18 protein-coding genes are annotated in these 20,359 nt (G+C 35.5%); 12 read left to right on the top strand and 6 right to left on the bottom strand.

Features of this window, described 5'->3' with window-relative positions; translation table 11 throughout:
• Positions 1-77: 77 nt before the first annotated feature.
• The 6 genes from FTV13_RS11595 to FTV13_RS11570 all read right to left on the bottom strand — a co-directional run bounded on the left by FTV13_RS11595 (position 78) and on the right by FTV13_RS11570 (position 6,717).
• Complete coding sequence (locus tag FTV13_RS11595; RefSeq protein WP_005233203.1) at positions 78-437, bottom strand: HIT family protein; 360 nt, start codon at positions 435-437, stop codon at positions 78-80.
• 79 nt (positions 438-516) lie between these two features.
• Entirely contained in the window at positions 517-1,251 is a 735-nt protein-coding gene (locus FTV13_RS11590; RefSeq protein WP_005233204.1) for a dienelactone hydrolase family protein, read from the bottom strand.
• A 163-nt stretch (positions 1,252-1,414) separates the two neighbouring features.
• The gene (locus FTV13_RS11585; protein WP_005233205.1) at positions 1,415-2,104 is read right to left on the bottom strand and encodes an FKBP-type peptidyl-prolyl cis-trans isomerase; all 690 of its coding nucleotides are present in this window, start codon (positions 2,102-2,104) and stop codon (positions 1,415-1,417) included.
• A 48-nt stretch (positions 2,105-2,152) separates the two neighbouring features.
• Complete coding sequence (locus FTV13_RS11580; RefSeq protein ID WP_125279709.1) at positions 2,153-2,857, bottom strand: FKBP-type peptidyl-prolyl cis-trans isomerase; 705 nt, start codon at positions 2,855-2,857, stop codon at positions 2,153-2,155.
• Positions 2,858-3,025: 168 nt separating this feature from the next.
• Positions 3,026-5,209: a polysaccharide biosynthesis tyrosine autokinase gene (locus FTV13_RS11575; protein ID WP_180012111.1), complete on the bottom strand. Its 2,184-nt coding sequence runs from the start codon at positions 5,207-5,209 to the stop codon at positions 3,026-3,028.
• A 431-nt stretch (positions 5,210-5,640) separates the two neighbouring features.
• On the bottom strand, positions 5,641-6,717 hold the full coding sequence (locus FTV13_RS11570) for a polysaccharide biosynthesis/export family protein (protein ID WP_034170758.1): 1,077 nt from the start codon (positions 6,715-6,717) through the stop codon (positions 5,641-5,643).
• Between the two features lie 748 nt (positions 6,718-7,465).
• Between FTV13_RS11570 and rfbB the strand changes: the two genes are divergently transcribed.
• The 12 genes from rfbB (at position 7,466) to FTV13_RS11510 (ending at position 20,182) form a co-directional block, all read left to right on the top strand.
• Complete coding sequence (gene rfbB / locus FTV13_RS11565; protein ID WP_180012143.1) at positions 7,466-8,524, top strand: dTDP-glucose 4,6-dehydratase; 1,059 nt, start codon at positions 7,466-7,468, stop codon at positions 8,522-8,524.
• Entirely contained in the window at positions 8,524-9,399 is an 876-nt protein-coding gene (rfbA, locus tag FTV13_RS11560) for a glucose-1-phosphate thymidylyltransferase RfbA (protein WP_104426847.1), read from the top strand. The genes rfbB and rfbA overlap by 1 nt, the downstream gene beginning before the upstream one ends.
• A 5-nt stretch (positions 9,400-9,404) precedes the next feature.
• Positions 9,405-9,830, top strand: coding sequence for an FdtA/QdtA family cupin domain-containing protein (locus FTV13_RS11555; RefSeq protein WP_180012109.1), 426 nt, complete (start codon positions 9,405-9,407; stop codon positions 9,828-9,830).
• A 95-nt stretch (positions 9,831-9,925) separates the two neighbouring features.
• Positions 9,926-11,014: an acyltransferase gene (locus FTV13_RS11550; protein ID WP_180012107.1), complete on the top strand. Its 1,089-nt coding sequence runs from the start codon at positions 9,926-9,928 to the stop codon at positions 11,012-11,014.
• Positions 11,015-11,101: 87 nt separating this feature from the next.
• Positions 11,102-12,217, top strand: coding sequence for a DegT/DnrJ/EryC1/StrS aminotransferase family protein (locus tag FTV13_RS11545; protein ID WP_180012105.1), 1,116 nt, complete (start codon positions 11,102-11,104; stop codon positions 12,215-12,217).
• The gene (locus tag FTV13_RS11540) at positions 12,218-13,462 is read left to right on the top strand and encodes an O-antigen translocase (protein WP_180012103.1); all 1,245 of its coding nucleotides are present in this window, start codon (positions 12,218-12,220) and stop codon (positions 13,460-13,462) included. It begins immediately after the preceding gene.
• A gap of 15 nt (positions 13,463-13,477) precedes the next feature.
• Entirely contained in the window at positions 13,478-14,365 is an 888-nt protein-coding gene (locus FTV13_RS11535) for a glycosyltransferase (RefSeq protein ID WP_180012101.1), read from the top strand.
• A gap of 131 nt (positions 14,366-14,496) precedes the next feature.
• A complete protein-coding gene (locus tag FTV13_RS11530; RefSeq protein ID WP_180002623.1) occupies positions 14,497-15,639 on the top strand; it encodes an O-antigen ligase in 1,143 nt (380 codons plus the stop codon).
• A gap of 2 nt (positions 15,640-15,641) precedes the next feature.
• Positions 15,642-16,511, top strand: coding sequence for a glycosyltransferase family 2 protein (locus tag FTV13_RS11525; RefSeq protein ID WP_180012099.1), 870 nt, complete (start codon positions 15,642-15,644; stop codon positions 16,509-16,511).
• Positions 16,508-17,662 (top strand): glycosyltransferase family 4 protein, encoded by a 1,155-nt coding sequence (locus FTV13_RS11520; RefSeq protein ID WP_180012097.1) that lies wholly within the window; start codon positions 16,508-16,510, stop codon positions 17,660-17,662. The genes FTV13_RS11525 and FTV13_RS11520 overlap by 4 nt, the downstream gene beginning before the upstream one ends.
• Before the next feature lie 72 nt (positions 17,663-17,734).
• Entirely contained in the window at positions 17,735-18,700 is a 966-nt protein-coding gene (locus tag FTV13_RS11515) for a GNAT family N-acetyltransferase (RefSeq protein WP_257218513.1), read from the top strand.
• Positions 18,701-19,543: 843 nt separating this feature from the next.
• Positions 19,544-20,182 carry a sugar transferase gene (locus FTV13_RS11510; RefSeq protein ID WP_180012139.1) on the top strand — a complete coding sequence of 213 codons (639 nt, stop codon included), beginning with the start codon at positions 19,544-19,546 and terminating at the stop codon, positions 20,180-20,182.
• Positions 20,183-20,359: the final 177 nt, after the last annotated feature.

Genomic DNA, 20,359 nt, shown 5'->3' with positions numbered 1-20,359 from the left:
AAAGAGTAAAAATGAATAAATGGAAGGGACAAGTGAACACTTCGAAAAGCATTCACTCGGGAAAAAAATTTAAATTCTTATTCTTCAATGCCCCAGCGTGCATCCAGCTTTAATACCTTGCCTTCATAACGTGGGATAATATGAATGTGTAAATGTTCTGATTTTTCCTGAAATACTTCGCCATCATTAAACCCGACATGAAAACCGGAAGGCTGATAGCGTAATTGCAATTCATTACGAGCCTGTTCAAGTAAGGACATCATGCTCTTACGTTCTTTATCTGTGATTTCAAAAAATGACGCCACATGACGTAATGGAGTAACTACATAATGTCCTTTGGACAGGGAGTTGGGTTCAGGTAACACGACAGCAAAATCATTTTTAGCCAGAATATCGTATTCGTCAAAATTACAGTACGGGCAGTTATTTTCAGTCATGATATTGGCTCCTTTCATTGAATTTATTTTTTTCATGTATGACCCAGCTCGATCATGAGCCGGATCAATTTATCTGTTATTAGGCGAGTTGTCGTGCTAGTAATTCATACATGGCAGCCAAACTTTGTTTCTCTGCTTCAGCATTGTAGCCCAGATCGACACCATTGGCCTTGGCGCGCTCATCCGCCAGCGGGTTACTGAATCCATGCTTGGCATTTTCAAATACAATCACATTATGCTCGACCTTAGCCGCCTGCATTTCTTCTTTAAAGCTGGCGACATCATCCAGGCTCACCATACTGTCCTTTTCGCCATGTAGGACCAGAATTTCTGCCTGTACCTGGCCTTCCTGTGCAGGTGCTTTAGGAGACAGGTTGGCATGGAAAGTAGCCACAGCTTTTAACGGTGCATTTGAGCGAGCCAGATCCAGAGCCACTTTACCACCGTAGCAGAAACCAATCGCAGCCAGTTTTTCCGGATTGACTTCATCCTGTGCCGCCAAAGTATCTAAAGCAGCTTTCGCACGGTTCACGATAGTGTCCGGATCTTCAAACGTCTGCATCATCCATTGATAGGCCTGATCAGAGCTGGTGGTTACTTTCTTGTCACCATACATATCAATTGCCAGCGCGGCATACCCATGTTCCGCCAGTTCACGGGCACGCTGTTCAGTATAGTCATTGCGGCCCCACCATTCGGGTGCCACGATAACACCGGCTACAGGTGCATCAGTTTCCGGTGCGGCAAAATAACCAATCAAAGTGCTGCCATCCTGCGCAGTATATTGAATTTCGCGGGTCTTGATTGCTGCCATGCTGAAGTCCTCTATTGTTGTTGAATATTTTGATTAAACTATAAAATAGCAAAACTGCTATGAATATACATGAAAACCGCCAACTAATTCGTTTCTCATCAGTACAAAAAAAGAGAGGCAAATAATTTGCCTCTCTTTTTAACTTTTACAATTAAAGGAATTTTTATTTAATAATTTCCAGTAATTCGATATCAAAAATCAGGGTACTATTTGGTTCAATGATATCTCCCGAACCAATCTGTCCATAGGCCAGATCAGCGGGGATAAAGAAGCGGTATTTAGCACCGACTTTCATCAGCTGTAAGCCTTCTGTCCAGCCAGTAATCACTTGGGTGGTACGGAAATCGACTGGCTGCTGGCGGGCAATCGAACTGTCAAAAACGGTACCATCAATCAGGCGACCTTCATAATGCACACGAACATTACTGTTAGCACTTGGTGATTTCCCTTTACCTTCTTTCAGTACCAGGTATTGCAGACCAGATTTGGTAGTTTTAACGCCTGGCTTTTTCGCATTTTCCTGCAAGAATGCTTTGCCAGCTTTGGCATTTTCTTCAGCTTTCTGCTTCAGCACAATCAGTTCTTTGGCATCACTTTGACGTTTATACTGAGTCAGCACTTGGGTCATTTCTTCATCGCTTAAACTGGATTTTTGTCCAGCAGCGGCTGTCTTTAAGCCCTGGCTAAATGCATCTAAATCAAGATCCTTTAAAGTGTCTGCATTACTGCGACCCATCAGATAACCAAAGCTGTAACCAATCTTCTCAGCTTCACTACTTGTATTATTGATCTCTTTAGCAAAAAGGCTGCCTGAACTGAGCAGCAAAACCATTAAACTGATTTGTATTTTCATTATCAATTCTCAAAAATAAAGGAGAGCTGGTCGCTCTCCCTATTTGTATTATTTTACTTCGATTAATTCCACATCAAAAATCAAAGTGCTATGCGGAGGAATCGTACCAGGGACACCCTGTTCACCATAACCCAGATTTGACGGAATATATAGAGTTGCCTTACCGCCTTCTTTCATCAGCTGCAGACCTTCAGTCCAGCCTGGAATGACTTGATTTAATGGAAACTCGATCGGTTCACCGCGTTCTACTGAACTGTCAAATACAGTGCCATCTACCAGTTTACCAGTGTAATGTACTTTCACAATTGAAGAGGCTTTTGGCTGTTTACCTGTACCTTCTTTCGTGACTTGGTACTGTAAGCCGGAAGCAGTTGTTTTAATACCTGCTTTTTTCGCATTTTCAGTCAGGAAAGTATCACTTGAAGCTTGAGCCTGTTTTGCACTATCAAGCTGCTTTTGTTGCATTTCTTTCTGGAACTGCTCATAAGCTGCCTGTAATTCTTCTTCCGTATAGGCAGGTGCAGAACGCGCATGTCCTTCACGTACACCGGTCACAAAACTGTTAATGTCCAGCTCAGGAGGAGTCTGATGCGCCACTTCATAACCGAGTGCATAGCTGATTTTAGAGACAGCAGAGGCATCTTTAGATGCTTTTGTAGTTTGAGTAGCAGGGTTTTGAGTTGCATAGTAAACAGGTACTAGCGCGGCACCGCCTAAAAGAACAGCGACGGCAATCGGTAAGGCCTTACTCATGTATTTGTCCAATCTAATGTTATCGTTGAGGTTCAGTCCATCTTAGCAGAAAATTTTAAGAAATCTTGTAGAACGGGTGGTTTTTTAGCAAGTGAATACCTGCATTTGGTACGACTCAAAAAAGAAAAAACCAGCAATGATTGCTGGTTTTTTTTAGGAGCTATTAGATTAGCTGGTTTTGGCTTTCGGCTTATAACTATATGTATAATCATAGCTATAGCTGCCACCTGCTGAACGCTGGATATCGTTCAGGATCAGACCATTGACAGTACTGCCAGCCTGTTTAAAGCGGTTTACTGTAAGTGCCAGTTCCTTCATCTGGGTTTTTGCATAGCGTGCTACAACCAGATTAAGTCCGACGTATCGGGAAACAATGATCGCATCCGTAACAGCCAGTACCGGTGGAGTATCAATAATAATATGGTCATAGTGTGGAATCAGTTTTTGCAACAACTCCTGGAAGCGTTCTGAATTCAGAAGCTCAGCTGGATTAGTTGCATTTTCACCACAGCTAATGACATTTAAGTTCGGCACATTGGTGGTTTGTACCACTTTATCCAAAGACACGTGTTCATTCAGATATTCAGTTAATCCATACTGGATATCCAGATTAAAATATTTGTGTATATGACCACGGCGCAGGTCCGCATCAATGATCAGTACACGCTTATTTTTCTCTGCCATGATGACGGCCAGATTGCTGGCAACAAAAGATTTTCCAACTTTTGGTGCTGGACCTGAAATCATCATGATATTGTTTTTGGCCTGAGTCAGAGCAAAGTGGCTCGCTGTACGAATGCTTCTTAAGCTTTCAACTGCCATATCATCACTGTGTTTCAATGCCAATAAGAAAGGCATTTTTTTCTTTTTCAGTAATTTCAGGCCGGGCTTCTGAACAGTAGAGTGCGCGATATTGGCATAGACTGGAAGATCCAGCTGGTATTCGATCTGACTGCTATCTTTCACACCAGAACGTAGCATGTTACGGAACAACGCCACCAGGATGCCCAGGAAAATACCAAAGCAGAAGGTTAAAAATAAAATCAGTGGCTGTTTCTGTTGAATCTGGTCAACTGGTTCAAGTGCGGTATCAATAATATGAACATTACCGCTTTCACCTGCTTTAGCAACACGCAGTTGCTGATAAGAATTTACCAGATTAGTATACAGTTGCTGTTTCACTTCAACGTCACGAGACAGTTGTAAATACTGGCGTTGAATCTCTGGAATATTTTTAAGTGTTGAATTCAATTCACGAATCTTGCCATTCACTACGCGAAGTTGGGCGGTAATTTCACGCATGGCTGGATGGGCAGCTGCATACTTGGCACCTATTTCCGCCTGTCGCTGTTCAAGTAGGGCTCTTTGTGATTCTAAATTCACGCTCTGATTTAAATATAATTCTGATTCTCTGGTGATATCCACAGTATTATATTTTTGGCGGAAGCGATTGAAGGCAAACTCTGCATCATCAAGCTGTTTCCTTAAATCCGGCAATTGTTCATCCAGGAAAGCCAGTGTTCGTGCAGTGTCTGTTGAACGGCGTGTAATATTATGCTGGCTGTAAACTGCTAAAATCGTATTCAGGACTTTAGTAATGTGCTGTTTATCTTGACCCTGATAGCGAAGTTGTAGAACACCGCTCAGATCACCTTTTTCTGTAATTGTATAATTGGCGAGAATAGAATCGATCGCTGAAGGCAATGAGAGCTTTTTCACCTGATAGCTGTTATCGAGATTATCTTGAGTAAAGATGGCAATTTTCCAGTCGCCCTGTACAGCTTTAGCCTCAACCGGCTGGTTTAGTGCGCCTTGAAAGACGATTTCTTCGGTCAGTGGATTGATCAGGCTAAAGCTATGTTGTTGAAATTTCAGCAGCAAATTTTTATCCAGATAGGCTACAGGGACTTCAAACTGACGGATATCGAAGCTTTTTTGACCATCTTTAAAGCGTACAGTTTCGGTCTGATATTCAGTTTGAGAAGTTCTGCCTTGAATCAAACGGTTGATAAAAGAGTCTTCAGTGCTGGCAATATGCAGATCCAGATTTAAACGGTCAATTACGGATTCGAGAATCGTACGTGATTTTAAAACCTCAATCTCGGCATTGGATGAAGACATCTGACTCACAATGCTGGACAGACTGCCAAGTAAAGCAGCTGATGAGCCTCTACTTTCTTCGACCTGGACGATTGCATCAACCTTATAGTTAATTGCTGCGGTACGTAGGTAAAGCAGCACTACAATCAGGCTGAGCAAACCACATAGCAGGATGAGCTTCCATTGCGCGAGCAGGGAAAAGAACACCCCTTTTAGGTCAATCATATTATCGGTATTGTTATTTTTGTTCATAATTTTACTATCTAAAAGTTTAAAAGTGATTTTTCCAGTCGCTGATGCCATTTTGAATTAACTCAAAAAAAATGCATCAATGACTTGCTGCTCCCTGCGAGAAAGGATCCTCAATATTCTGTTTTTTATCCTCTCTTGGGATGTCGAGTCCGCTAAAGACCAGACATTCTGATTCTGATCAGAATAATGTTGTCTTTCATCTAATCTGTTTCATATCTGGTTTTCGGGCACCATGGAGTTACAGGTGAAGTCCATGGAGGAATTAAAAATAGTGTTTTTATTAGTACTAACAGTCATTATTTAGTTGATCCAGCCTTATAGATTTAATCTGAAAGTACGGATAGATCTTATAAATAAATGTTTATTCACTAATTGATGATTAACATGTCCAAAACAGATTGCTAAAAGATTTTTAATTTTCATACTTTCACCTATCGTATAGCTGAACCAGCGACATATGAAAATGGAAGAATCTGGCTCACTACGCGTTCCCAACGGGTCAGACCAGTAGCATCAACATAGACAATATCGTTACTATTCATCTTGAACTGTTTAGCCAGACCAAAATCTCCCAGATTTTTTAGACTTAAGTGATAGATTTCAGTCATCTTGTTGTCAGAATTGCCACGCAAGACATAAATTCGACTCGGATTGGCAGAATATGGATTAATCCCTTCGCTTTCACCCAGTACATCAGCGAGCGTCATGCCCTGGTCACGGATAGGTAATGGTTTATTGGTGCCGGCTTCACCCATGACATAGATTTTCTGGTTTTCCCGAGGACTGATATACAGGGTGTCATTGGGTTGAATCAGTAGCTTATGTAAGGAATAACCCGCTTTTTCCAAAGCAATCGTATTTAGATCATAGGTCACACCTTGGCGTACGAGCTGAATTGAAGTGGAATCACCTTGCTCATTAATCCCGCCAGCCAAGCCCAGCGCCGTATACACACTTACCGGCTGGTCAGTCAGGTAAAATTGTCCGGCTGATTTCACATTCCCTACTACGGAATAACGCTGTCCCTGATAGGAAATTACTCTCACGACCACATCCGGGTTATTCAAATAAGGAATTAACAGACGTCGTACTTCCTGATTCACTTGTGGAAGGGTTTTTCCGGCTGCTTTATAACGATTGATAAATGGAAACTGGATATAACCATTCCGGTCAATCTGATAACCATTGTTATTGTCACTAGCTGTAGGAACGGCACTAATTTCGGGATAAGCCCATAGCTGGAAAGATAAAATATCTCCTGGATTCAAGCGGTAATCCTGCACCTCAGTCTGAAATAGAGGAGCATAATGACTGAGATTATGCGTTTGCGCAGACTGTACTACAGGTAATGTATCCTGAGTCAGTTTCACCAGATTGACTGGAGTTCCCAGTTCAGTTTGATAGATTCCTTCTGTCGGTAAATCATACGTTTGAAAGCCGGATGTTGCTGCACATCCAACCAGAGATAGGCTTAAGGTAAAAGTACCTAAAAGGTGTCTATAGTTCACTTGAAACCCCTTTATTTTTATATGTTCAGAATTGGTATTTATTAATAATTATTAATTTTTTTGAATTCGGTTTATGTGATTAACGTCTAAAAAATATAATAGATCACATACCTTGTCTATAGCTATTCTTAAGTCAAGTTAACAAGTTTGAGCTGAAATTTAACTGTAAGATTGACGAAAATGGACGTGAAACCGTGATTAAATAAGCTATAGAGATATAGTGAATTGCTTAAGATAGCATTAGAATATTAATTGTTTCCAATTGTTATTTTTTAAATAAGTACTATTCTTCAATGATAGAAGGAATTAAGCCCTGAAATTAATATAGAAAAGTATTTTCATATAATTTTTATCTAATCTAGAGGTTTTTTAGATCATTGATTTTTCTTAATATTCAATTATATTTTAATAGAATTTAAAATACTTTATATTTATAGTAATCAAAATAATCTGTTGTTAACTAAAATAATATTTAATTAGTTTAGGTGATTGTTAAATTAATATTAGTGGAAAATTATCTAAAAAACTTGGAGCCTATATAAGATGGACTAAGTTTAAAAAACATTATCCGGATTTGTAAAATGTAACTACATTTGATGATTAGCTGCTCTATGGGTAGTTTGTGTAATAAAATTAATATATCTTATAGACAAATCAATAAAAACAGATATGCCTAGACGGCATTAACACATTAAAAATAATTTGTGAAAAGTAAAATAAAAAATATTAAAGGATAATCAAAATGGTGATGAATATATTGGTAACCGGTGGGGCCGGTTTTATTGGATCTGCCGTCATTCGGCATCTCATTAACGAGACTGAACATCATGTATTAAATGTTGATAAGTTAACTTATGCAGGTAATCTGGAGTCACTTATTTCTGTATCGGATCATCCCCGTTATCAATTTACGCAAACTGATATTTGCGACCATGTATCTTTAACCCGATTATTTTTAGAGTTTCAGCCAGATATCGTCATGCATCTGGCTGCAGAGTCTCATGTGGACCGTTCGATTGATGGTCCGGCAGAATTTATTAATACAAACATTGTGGGAACTTACACCTTATTGGAAGTAGCCCGAAAGTATTGGCAAAATCTATCTACGATTAAAAAGTCTAGATTCAAGTTCCATCATATTTCAACGGATGAAGTATATGGAGACTTAGAAGGTACAACAGACTTATTTACTGAAACTACGCCTTATTTACCAAGCTCACCTTATTCAGCAAGTAAAGCCAGTTCGGATCATTTGGTTCGGGCTTGGCATAGAACCTACGGTTTGCCAGTCGTAATCACGAACTGTTCAAATAATTATGGTCCTTATCACTTTCCTGAAAAATTGATTCCTTTAATGATCTTAAATGCCCTGGATGGTAAGTCATTGCCGATTTATGGCAATGGTCAACAGATCCGGGACTGGCTTTTTGTAGAAGATCATGCGCGTGCTTTATATCAGGTTGCAACCGAAGGCATCGTGGGAGAAACCTACAATATCGGGGGGCATAATGAAAAACAGAATATTGAGGTGGTTAAAACCATCTGCAAAATTCTGGATGAGCTCAAGCCTCGTCTGGAGGGAAAAACTTATACAAGCCTCATTACTTTTGTTAACGATCGGCCAGGTCATGATTTACGTTATGCGATTGATGCTTCAAAAATCGAGCGCGAACTGGGTTGGAAGCCACAAGAGTCCTTTGAAACAGGTATCCGGAAAACGGTGCAATGGTATCTGAATAATCTGGAATGGTGTCAGCGTGTTCAGGATGGTTCTTATCAGCGTGAACGTTTAGGGGAGGCAGTATAATGTTAAGAACAACAAAAGGGATTATCTTGGCAGGTGGCTCAGGTACACGTTTGCATCCTATTACCAAAGGAATCTCAAAACAGTTACTTCCGATTTATGATAAACCAATGGTTTATTACCCCTTATCGGTATTAATGTTGGCCGGTATTCGTGAAGTCCTAGTGATTAGTACACCAGAAGATATTGAGGGGTTTAAGCGCTTATTAGGGGATGGTTCGCAATTTGGCATGGAGCTGAGTTATGCGATCCAGCCTCGTCCTGATGGTCTGGCACAAGCCTTTATCCTGGGTGAAAAATTTATCGGTCAAAGCAATGTATGTCTGGTACTAGGCGATAATATTTTTTATGGCCAAGGTTTTACACCAATGTTACGTCAGGCCGCAGCACGACAAAAAGGTGCAACAGTATTTGGCTATCAGGTGAAAGATCCTGAACGCTTTGGTGTCGTAGAGTTCGATGAACAGCAACGGGTAATCTCAATCGAAGAAAAGCCCCAAAATCCAAAATCTAACTTTGCGGTGACAGGTTTATATTTTTATGACAATGATGTCATCCAGATTGCCAAACAGGTCAAACCCTCAGAACGGGGTGAGCTGGAAATTACCTCAATTAACCAGGCTTATCTGGAACGTGGTGACCTAAATGTTGAACTTCTGGGACGTGGATTTGCCTGGTTAGATACAGGTACCCAGGGTAGTTTGCTTGAAGCGGCTCAATTTGTTGAAACCCTCGAAAGACGTCAAGGTTATAAAGTTGCTTGTCTAGAAGAAATCGCCTTGAACAATGGCTGGTTGAGTAAAGAGCAAGTTTTAGCGATTGGTCATACCATGCATAAGAATGGCTACGGTCAATATCTGATTTCTTTGGTGGGGTAATGAGCATGAACTTAATTAAGTGGATTGAATTACCTAACCTGGGAGATCACCGCGGCAGTCTGGTCGTCGCAGAAGCCAATCGGAATATACCCTTCAGTATACAGCGACTTTATTATATTGCTGGCGCTCAACCTGATGTTCCACGCGGATTCCATGCACACAAGCAACTTCGACAGATTGCTTTTGGAATTCAAGGTAGCTGTAAAATGCTGATGGATAATGGCAGAGAAAAACAGGAAGTTTTAATTGCTCAATCTAATAAGGGATTATTGATCCCACCTATGGTTTGGCATGAGATGCATGATTTTTCAGAAGATTGCATCCTATTGGTACTGGCAAGTGATTACTATGATGAAAGTGATTACATTCGTAATTACGACCAGTTCCTAAAAGAAGTAGATCAGACTTTGATTGAGCAGATCACTAAATAATAAAATTAATTCATTAGAATGAAGGCCTTGCAAAAGAAGAAGCTTCAGAAGATAGAATTGTAAAAATAATAATAAATATTAAGGAGATATATGACGTGATTAAGCCGCTTACATCATTGCGTATGTTTTTCGCACTTTTTGTTTTTCTGAGTCATTTGGCTTTTCTAAAAGAAACAGACTATGCCAATATTTTTAATAGTATTTTTGACGAAGGCTTTTTAGGGGTCAGCTTTTTCTTCATTTTGAGTGGATTTATCTTAGCCTACAATTATAAAGAAAAGTTTTTAATCGGAAATATTTCAAAAAGAGAATTTTATATTTCTCGTTTAGCCAGAATATATCCCGTACATATTGCCACAACAGCACTGGTATTTTTATTAACTTTTGCTCAGTCTGGCAAGGGTTGGGAATATTTAATACAGCATGTTTTTCTGATACAAAGCTTTTTTACTTCAGAAGAGATCCATTTCTCATTGAATTCTCCTTCCTGGAGTATCTCTGATGAAATGTTCTTCTACCTGCTGTTTCCGTTTGCATTTTTGATTTCTGAAAAAATCAGAAGTTATATTTTTATATTCTATCTTATAGGTATTTTGATTCTAAATATTCAGCTTGATAAAAATCAGGATCACTATTGGTTATATATTTCACCATATGTGCGTTTTTCTGACTTTTTGTTGGGTATTATCCTGTTTGATATTTTTGAAAAATTAAAAGTGGGCTATTCCAAAATTAAGCAACCTGTAGTTATATTTGAATTAGGAGCTATTTTACTTTTTATTTTATTCTTTGTATTTCATAATAAAATAGATATAAGTTACAGGTATTCAATTTACTATTGGTTGCCTATGGCAGCAATTATTTTAATTTTTGCACTGTCTCATGTTGCTCAGAAGAAAAGTATAATTACCCAATTTTTGTCAAATAAATACATGGTATTAGCAGGGGAAATTAGTTTTTCTTTTTACTTGCTGCATGTTTTGGAAATACAAATTTTAAATTATATAAGAAAAATATTTTCATTGAATATGGACTTAATGCTGTTTTCATTTTTTATATTTATTGTCACTCTAATTGCTAGCTTTATAATGTATAGATTTATTGAAAAACCGCTAAATAAGAAAGTAAAACAATTTTTATTGGAGCCAAGCTTTAAATCTAAAGGTTATGAACTGAATAAATAGGATTGTATTTAAATACTATAGATATATTAATTTTAATTAATATGAGATTAAAAAATAAATATAAATTTTTATATGAGATTGATAAAAATGATTCCTTTTCTTGATCTGAAAGCAATAAATACTCAATACCGTGATCAACTGATTGCAGCTTGCACTCAGGTAATTGACTCTGGTTGGTATATCTGTGGCAAAGAATTAGAAGAATTTGAGCATAATTTTGCAAATTATTGTGGAACACGATATGCCATAGGTGTTGCTAATGGCTTGGATGCTCTTATTTTAACGCTACGCGCATGGAAAGAATTAGGAAAACTCAATGAAGGAGATGAGGTCATTGTCCCTTCAAATACCTATATTGCAAGTATCTTAGCAATTTCACAGAATAATCTGAAACCGGTACTGGTTGAACCGGATATAACGACTTTTAATATTGATACCAAGAAAATTGAGACAGCCATAACTCCAAAAACAAAGGTAATTTTGCCTGTGCATTTATATGGACAGCTCGCTGCAATGCCAGAAATTATGGCGATTGCCAAAAAATATAACTTGCTGGTTTTAGAAGATTCGGCCCAAGGTCATGGTGCTGAAATAAATGGTCAAAAAGCAGGAAATTGGGGAGATGCTGCAGGTTTCAGTTTTTATCCTGGTAAAAACTTAGGCGCACTCGGTGATGGAGGAGCAATTACCACCAACGATGCTGAGTTAGCGCAGATGCTTAAAGCTATACGTAATTATGGTTCACATGAAAAATATAAAAACCTGGTACCAGGTGTAAATAGTCGTCTTGATGAAATTCAGGCTGCCATCCTGAATGTGAAACTTAAATTTTTAGATCAGGAGAATCAGCATCGTCGGCGTATTGCAGATCTGTATTTAAAAGAAATTCATAATCCCGCAATTGAGCTCCCGTGCAAAAATATAGACACTGAGACATATGCACAACATGTCTGGCATTTATTTGTGATCAGAACAAAATATCGGGAAAAATTACAACAATATTTAGCAGAAAACGGAGTACAGACACTCATTCATTATCCAATTCCGCCTCATCAGCAGCAGGCTTATAAGGAATGGAATGGTTTAAGTTTTCCAGTTTCAGAACAGATTCATGCGGAGGTCCTAAGCTTACCAATTGGACCAACTTTATCTATGGATGAAGCAAAGCAGGTTGTTCAGTTATGTAATGGTTTTCAGGCATAGATGAATCTATTTAGGACCAGTGTACTGAATGGTGTAGCCGTTTTGATTAAGACCATCACCATGTTTGTACTGAATAAAATTCTGGCTGTATATCTAGGACCTACCGGATATGCAGCGATCGGCCAATTCCAGAATTTTATTCAAATGGTGACGACTTTCGCTGGCAGTGCCATTAATACCGCTGTAGTTAAATATACGGCTGAATATCATGAAGATGAGACTAAACAACGTGCAGTCTGGAAAACAGCAGGGAGTATTGTTTTTCTATTTAGTCTCGTTTTTGCGATTCTCATACTTATTTTTCAAAAGCAACTGGCATTATATATATTTCAATCACTTAAATACCAAACGATTTTTATATGGTTTGCTGTTTTTTTAATATTTTTCAATTTCAATACGCTATTTTTAGCCATATTGAATGGGAAAAAAGAAATTTTAAAGCTGGTGCTTGCAAATATTGCCGGTAGTTTATTTGCACTTGTGATCACTGGGGTTTTGGCAATCAAGCTGCAGTTATATGGGGCTTTAATTGCATTATCCATTTATCAATCGATTGCATTTATAGTGACATTAATACTCTGTCATAGAGCAGACTGGTTTGAGTTTTCTTCACTATTAGGAAAAATAGACCTAGGAATTACCAAAAAATTTGCCTCATTTATTCTCATGGCATTAGTCAGTGCGATCTGTGTGCCGCTATCGCAAATGTTAATTCGGGCTTACTTAACCCAAGAATTTAGCCTGGCTTATGCGGGCTATTGGGAGGCGATGATCCGTCTAAGCACAGTATATCTTTTGCTTGTAACCACTACATTAGGTGTGTATTACTTGCCGCGCTTATCAGAACTCAATGCAATTGATGAAATTAAGAAAGAGGTCTATTTAGGCTATAAGTTTATTTTTCCACTTGCTGTTGTAGGTGGAATTTGTGTTTTCATACTACGTGATTGGATTATCAAATTATTATTTAGTCCATCTTTTGCCCCTATGCAGGAGTTATTTCTTTGGCAAATGATGGGAGATGCCTTGAAGATAGGAAGCTGGATACTGGCTTATTTAATGCTCAGCAAAGCAATGACTAAACTCTATATTTGTACAGAGATTATATTTACAGTGTCACTCATTGCTTTAACTTATATATGTACTCAAGTATTTGGTTTCGAAGGTGTTTCTATTGCCCATCTCATAAATTATGGGCTGTATTGGATCGTAATCAGTTTATTTATATTTAAACAATTAAAATAAAGAGGGAATAATATGATGATAAGTGAACAACCCTTAGTCTCTATAGTTATACCAAGTTATAATCATGAAAGGTTTATACGTGATAGCATCAAGAGTGTCATTGACCAGTCTTATCAGAATATTGAGTTAATTATTATTGATGATGGATCTACAGATGCTTCAGTAGAAAAAATACAAGAATTAATTCCATTATGTGAAAAACGGTTTACCCGATTTGAGTTTAGACATCGTCCAAATAAGGGCTTAAGCGCAACTCTAAATGAAGCATTAGAATGGGCACAGGGGGAATATTTTTCCTCCCTTGCTTCTGATGATATAATCTTAAAAGATAAAATAAAAATACAAACCAAATTTCTAAGCCAGAATAAGAACTGTATAGCTGTATTTGGAGGAGTATCAATTATTGATAATGATTCTAATCTTGTGAAAAATAGAGTTAAAAAAAGAAAAAGTTATACCTTTGATCAGATTTTATTGTTAGAACATGATTTGCCCGCTACTACACAACTTATTCGTACTCAAGCTTTAAAAAAAATAGGTGGCTACAATGCAGAAGTACAAATAGAAGACTGGTATATGTGGCTGCTTTTAGCGCAAGCAGGGGAGTTATGCTATCTTCCTGTGCTTTTTGCAAAATATAGGTTGCATGACAATAATATGCATAAGCAAACGACTCTTATGCACGATTCAAGAATGATGATTCTAAGTGAATATCAGAATCATATTTTATTTAATAAGGCAAAAAAGAGAGCTTTGTGGATTAATGCATTTGAATTAGGGCTATTATCTAAAAAGAAATCATTAGAAAAGATGATAAAAATTTTAAAAGAATATCCTACAGAAATTTTAACATATGATTTTTTTAGATTTTTTTATTGGCTCTTAATAAAAAAAGATTTTTAATAATTAAAAAATTTTATATAAATAATTATATTTTAACTATGTTTAATAAAATAATTTAGTTAGTAATATAAAAATATTAATCATTTCTTTTGCTGATTCTAGGCATTAGATAATAATAAAAGGAATGGATAATGATTATTTTAAATGAAAGTAATTCAAAAAATAACATTATTTTTTTAGATGATATTAATTTAAAAGATAAAGTGGTTATATACTTTATCTTGCTGTCATTTTTCTTATCTCAGTTTTATTTTTGGTCTAGTGGGGTTCCACAATTTAGTCACCTTTTTATTATGGCGGCTATATTTTTATTATTCAGCCGTAGCTCAAAAATAACCATCGAATACTCAAGTGTAGCCTTAATCTTTGTCGCATATACAGTTTGTGTAAATTTTGCTTGGTATTTGATCGTTCTAGATCCCAGTTATATGGTTTCTACCATTTACTGGATCTTTAACTTGTTGTTTTTTTTATTATTAATGAATTTGAGTTCCTCTCAAGTTAACTTTTTTTATGAAAAAATACTGTTTCTTATTCCATTTTCCTATGTAATAGAAATTGCAATCTGGGCAAGTGGATTAGGTCGTTACAATTTTGAACCACGATACAATGGTCTTTTTAATGATCCCAATCAGATGGCATTTTGGGTTTTAACTACCTGTGCTATCTTTTTATATATTTCTGAAAGTAATTTAAAAAAGATAATCGTTTATTTTTTAGCTTTATTCTTAATTCTATTGACCATGTCAAGGTCTGCTTCAATTGGCTTCTTAATGCTGACTTTAGGATTTATATTTAGTCAAAAAGGGGATCTGAATAAAAGAATATTTGTATTTTTTGGCATATTAGTCATTTTTAGTACCCTCAGTTACTTTTTATATCATTTAGGGGCTTTTGATAGTGTGGTTCTGCGTTTTGTCGAAGGCCTGGATCAAAAAGACAGCCAGGCAGAAGGACGAGGTCTTTTTAACTTCCTTGAATATCCTCAATATTTAATTTTTGGTGCTGGCCAAGGTGCGCACTGGTTATATAACCCGAAAGGGAACGAAATTCATTCAACCTGGTTAGGTATCCTTTTTTATTATGGGATCGTCGGCATCTCTTTATTTTTAATCTTTTTATATCAAATATTTAAAAAATTATCATTTTCAAACAAGTTGATATTCTTGGGGCCGATGCTATATGGGTTTACAACTTATAGCGCAAGAACACTGATTTTTTGGTTTTTATTGGCCGCTTTTTTACTATTTTCAAATAATAATAAGGAAGAATAAATATGTATATTTCTATAGGAATACCATTTTTTAATGCTGAAAAATATTTAGAAGATGCCATTAAATCGGTATTAGCGCAAACTTTTCAAAATTGGGAATTAATTCTGGTAGATGATGGGTCAACAGACCGATCTTTAGAGATTGCCCGCTCATTTAATGATCCGAGAATCCGTATCATAGCTGATGGGCATAATAGAAGATTACCCTACCGCTTAAATCAGATTATCAATGAAGCAAAGTATGATTTTATTGCACGTATGGATGCCGATGATTTAATGGCAGTCGATCGTCTTGAAAAACAGATTAAAGTACTAAATGAAAATCCAGATATTGATGTCGTAGTCACCAGCTTATATTCAATTGGAGACAAGAATGAAATTTTAGGAAAGAGAATCTATTCTAATCATCAAATGCAACCCAAAGAAATTTTGCAAGGTGTTACTAATATACTGCATCCTTCATTACTTGCCCGAAAGGAGTGGTGTAAAAGAAACCCGTACCAAGTCGATAATTGCTTAGCTGAAGATTATGAACTATGGCTTTCAGCTGCGATAAAAAATGATTTTAATTACGTCGTTTTACAGGAACCTTTATATTTTTATAGAGAAGTTGAAAATGTAAAAAAAGAAAAAATGATCCGTGGTTATAATACCCAGATCGGAGTAATCAATAAATATTATAATAGTACTATTTCCGATCTTGAAAAAAATAAGATTGTTTTAAAGTTTGAAATTAAAAAAATTATTGTAAAAGTACTAAATTTTTTGAACTTAATGCAGATACTACATAAGCGTAGAGTTACATCAGTCTCTGACTCTGATAAAAATTTTTATGCTGCACAATTAGAACTCATAGAGCGTATAAAGCCATGATCTCTAAAAAAATTATCATCATTGGAACGACTGCCTCTAATCTTTACGGTTTTCGCAAAGATTTTATTTTGTCTTGTCTGGCACAGAATTATCATGTTTATGCCTTTGTATCTGAATATACAAATGAATGGTTGGCCAAAATTCAAGATTTAGGAGTCACCTTAGTGACATATCAGCTTAGTCGAGGAGGATTGAATCCCTTGGCTGATCTACGTTCAACTTATCAGTTGGCTAAAAAAATAAAAGAAATTCAACCTGATATCGTATTCTCCTATTCAACTAAGCCTGTTATCTATGCAACGCTAGCTGCCTATAAGACTAAAGTACCTTATATTTATGGCATGATCGAAGGACTAGGATCACCTTTCACTATTCATAAATATGGCCAAAGCTTAAAGGCTAAATTCATACGTTTTGTGCAGGTGTCACTATATCGGCTTGCATTTCCATATCTAGATAAAATTATTTTTTTAAATCATGATGATCCTAAGGATTTAGTCCATCATTATAATTTGCCACATAAAAAAAATGCGATCGAAGTCTTGGGACCAATTGGTCTTAATTTACAAGATTATGCTTATACAAAATGGAATAATCAGGAAAATATATCATTTATATTTATAGCCAGATTGATCGCTGAAAAGGGAATATTTGAATATATAGAAGCAGCAAGAATAGTAAAAAGAAAATATCCTGAAGTTGTGTTTAAAATTATTGGTGGATTAGATCCTGAAAATCCAACTGGCTTAAAGCAAGCTGAATTAGATCAGCTAATACAAACAGGTATTATCGAATATAATGGTTTTGTGACTGATGTAGATCAAAGGCTACGTAATAGCGCGGTTTTTGTATTGCCGTCTTATTATCGAGAGGGGGTGCCCCGTAGTACACAAGAAGCAATGGCTGTAGGACGTCCAGTCATCACTACTGATGTTCCAGGCTGCAATGAGACTGTAGTCGATGGGTTGACAGGTTTCCTAATTCCTAAATGGGATGTGGCTGCATTGGTAGAGAAAATGACTTATTTTATAGAACATCCTGAACAAATAAATAAAATGGGCTATCAAGGATTTCTCTATGCTAGAAAGAATTTTAATGCGGATCATATAAACCATAGACTATTACAAATGATGGGCATTAATGGGCTTTAAAAAAAGTAATAGTATTTTTTTAGTAAATAGAAAAATTATATTTGATTTAAAAATAATAACTAGGATATAGATATGGGTACTATAATGAAAGAAGACTTAGGTTTTCAAATACATAAATATGAAACTTCAGATAAAATAATATGGAATGAATTTTTATTAAAATGTAAAAATTATCATTTTATGTTTAATCGTGATTTTATGGAATATCATGCTGATCGATTTGAGGATTTCTCATTGATATTTAAAAATGAAAAAGGGAAAATTGTAGCCTTATTGCCTGGAAATATTAAAGATAATATTTTTTATAGTCATCAAGGTTTAACTTTTGGCGGTTTTTTAATTAATAGAGATATTCATGCCGCTGACATGCTAGAATTATTTAATTTATTAAAAATTTATTTAAAACAAAAAAATATTGATAAGATTATATATAAATGCATTCCTGTTATTTATCATAATTATCCTGCTCAAGAAGACTTGTATGCTTTATTTCGAAATGATGCCAAGCTTTACCGACGAGATATTAGTGTTTCTATTGATTTAAATGAAGAATATTCATACTCAGAAAGTAAAAGAAGATCAGTCAATAAGCTCAAAAAAAATGGGGTTAGCTGTGAGGAAGTAGATCAACCTAGTATGGTTTGGGGAGTAATCCGGGAAGTACTGCGTCAGCATCATAACCAACAACCTGTACATAATGAAGATGAAATAGATTTATTAAAAAGTCGTTTCCCTAATAATATAAAAGCATATAAATGTTGTCTTGATGGAAATATTGTGGCAGGAGCAGTGACTTTTGAAACTGAAATAGTAGTTCATACTCAATATTTGGCTAGCAATGATAAAGGTAGGGAGAAAAAGGTATTAGATTATCTCATTGATCATTTAATAGATAAAAGTAAGAAAAATGCCAAAATATTTGATTTTGGGACTTCCAATGAGGATGAAGGGAAATACTTAAATATAGGATTGATTGATCAAAAAGAAAGATTTGGTGCACGTGGTATTGTGCATGATTATTATAGTATAGATTTATGATCACCTAATTTTAACTTGAATTATTCCACCTCATTATTATTAGAGGTGGATTTCTAGTTTTCTTAAATTTTTTTATCTTATCTGGTTTTATATATTTAAGACGGTCTCAATAGAATAAAAATAACGTTATCTTGATTGTATAATTAATTAGAAATATATTTAATTATAAGCTTAAAATAGTATTTTATTGTGATATAAGACTCATTATTTATAAATAAATTACATTTTGTCACATTTTATTTAGTGTGAGATTTGCTATATTTTAAAAAATTATTTACCTTAATAATGAAATATATTTCATTATTAACTGATCTAGTGTAATTATAAATTATTTATTTTAATTTAATATAAGTGGCTAATATTTATAGAAAAAATATAAACTTAAGTTTTTTATTAGGTGAAATTTAACTAAATTTAGTTAAATATATATTTTAATAAAAATAATAATAATATTTCTAAAAAACTAAAATATGAAATTGGCTAACAATAGTCTCTCTACTTTAATAAAAATACAATTGATATGATGCGTAGATAGACATAGTGAGGTGTTTATTAATGGATCTACAACAAGAAAAAAATAAGATCGAAAACTTTGTAAAAAGCTCTATTACAACACGTAAATCGTTATTTATTGAAAAAGATAATATTTTCTTAAAAAAAAATCTTGTAGAAAAAGAAGGGTATAAGAACCAAATCATTCAATTTTCTCCACGGATAAATAAAGTGGCTAAGCTAGAGAAAAAAAAATCCTGGTATTATCGGGGGAAGAAAGATCTAATTTTAAAAAATGCCTTAACATCTTACCCTCATCTATATTCTAGTGCTGACCTTTTTAGGAGTGATATAAAAGTTGTTAAGCGATTAATCGATATTATTATTTCGCTTGCTGCTATATTTATATTATTGCCAGTTTTTATCGTCATTGCTTATAAAGTACGTAGAAATCTAGGCTCACCAATTTTCTTCTATCAAGAACGACCTGGTAAAAATGGAAAGCTCTTTAAAATGATTAAGTTTCGGTCTATGAGAAATGCATTTGACCAAGAAGGTAATCCCTTACCAGATAAATTTCGAATTACACCATTCGGTCAAAAACTACGTTCTACCAGCTTGGACGAAATGCCTCAGCTTATAAATGTCTTAAAAGGTGATATGAGTATTGTTGGGCCTAGACCTCAAATGAAAGAATTTCTAGAACATTATACGGCTGAACAAATGCGAAGACATGAGGTAAAACCCGGCATGACAGGGCTTGCCCAAGTCAGTGGACGTAATAACTTATCTTGGGAAGAAAAATTCGACTTGGACGTTCAATATGTTGAGCAAAATAGTATTTGGCTAGATTTTAAAATTATGTTTAAAACAGCTAAGGTGATGTTTAATCAAGAAGGTATTAATGCGCCAGATCAAGAAGTTGGTGCTGCACGATTTTGTAGAAAGGAGGTTAGTGAGAACCATTTACGTGCAAAAGAAGTAAAATAATTTGATAAAGTTCATTTTTTACTAAAATTTTTTTTAACTTCTTCTAATTAACCCGAATCGCGGATAAAAAATTGACTTGAAAAATAAGAGGACTAGAGCCATCAGTTGAGTTACCACACAAAACTTAAAACTCTAGTCCCGATGTTTAATAGTACCGAATTATTTTGCGTAATTGAT

The organism is Acinetobacter sp. YH12235 (assembly GCF_013417705.1).
Lineage (GTDB): Bacteria > Pseudomonadota > Gammaproteobacteria > Pseudomonadales > Moraxellaceae > Acinetobacter.
This window is presented reverse-complemented; position numbering and strand designations above follow the sequence as displayed.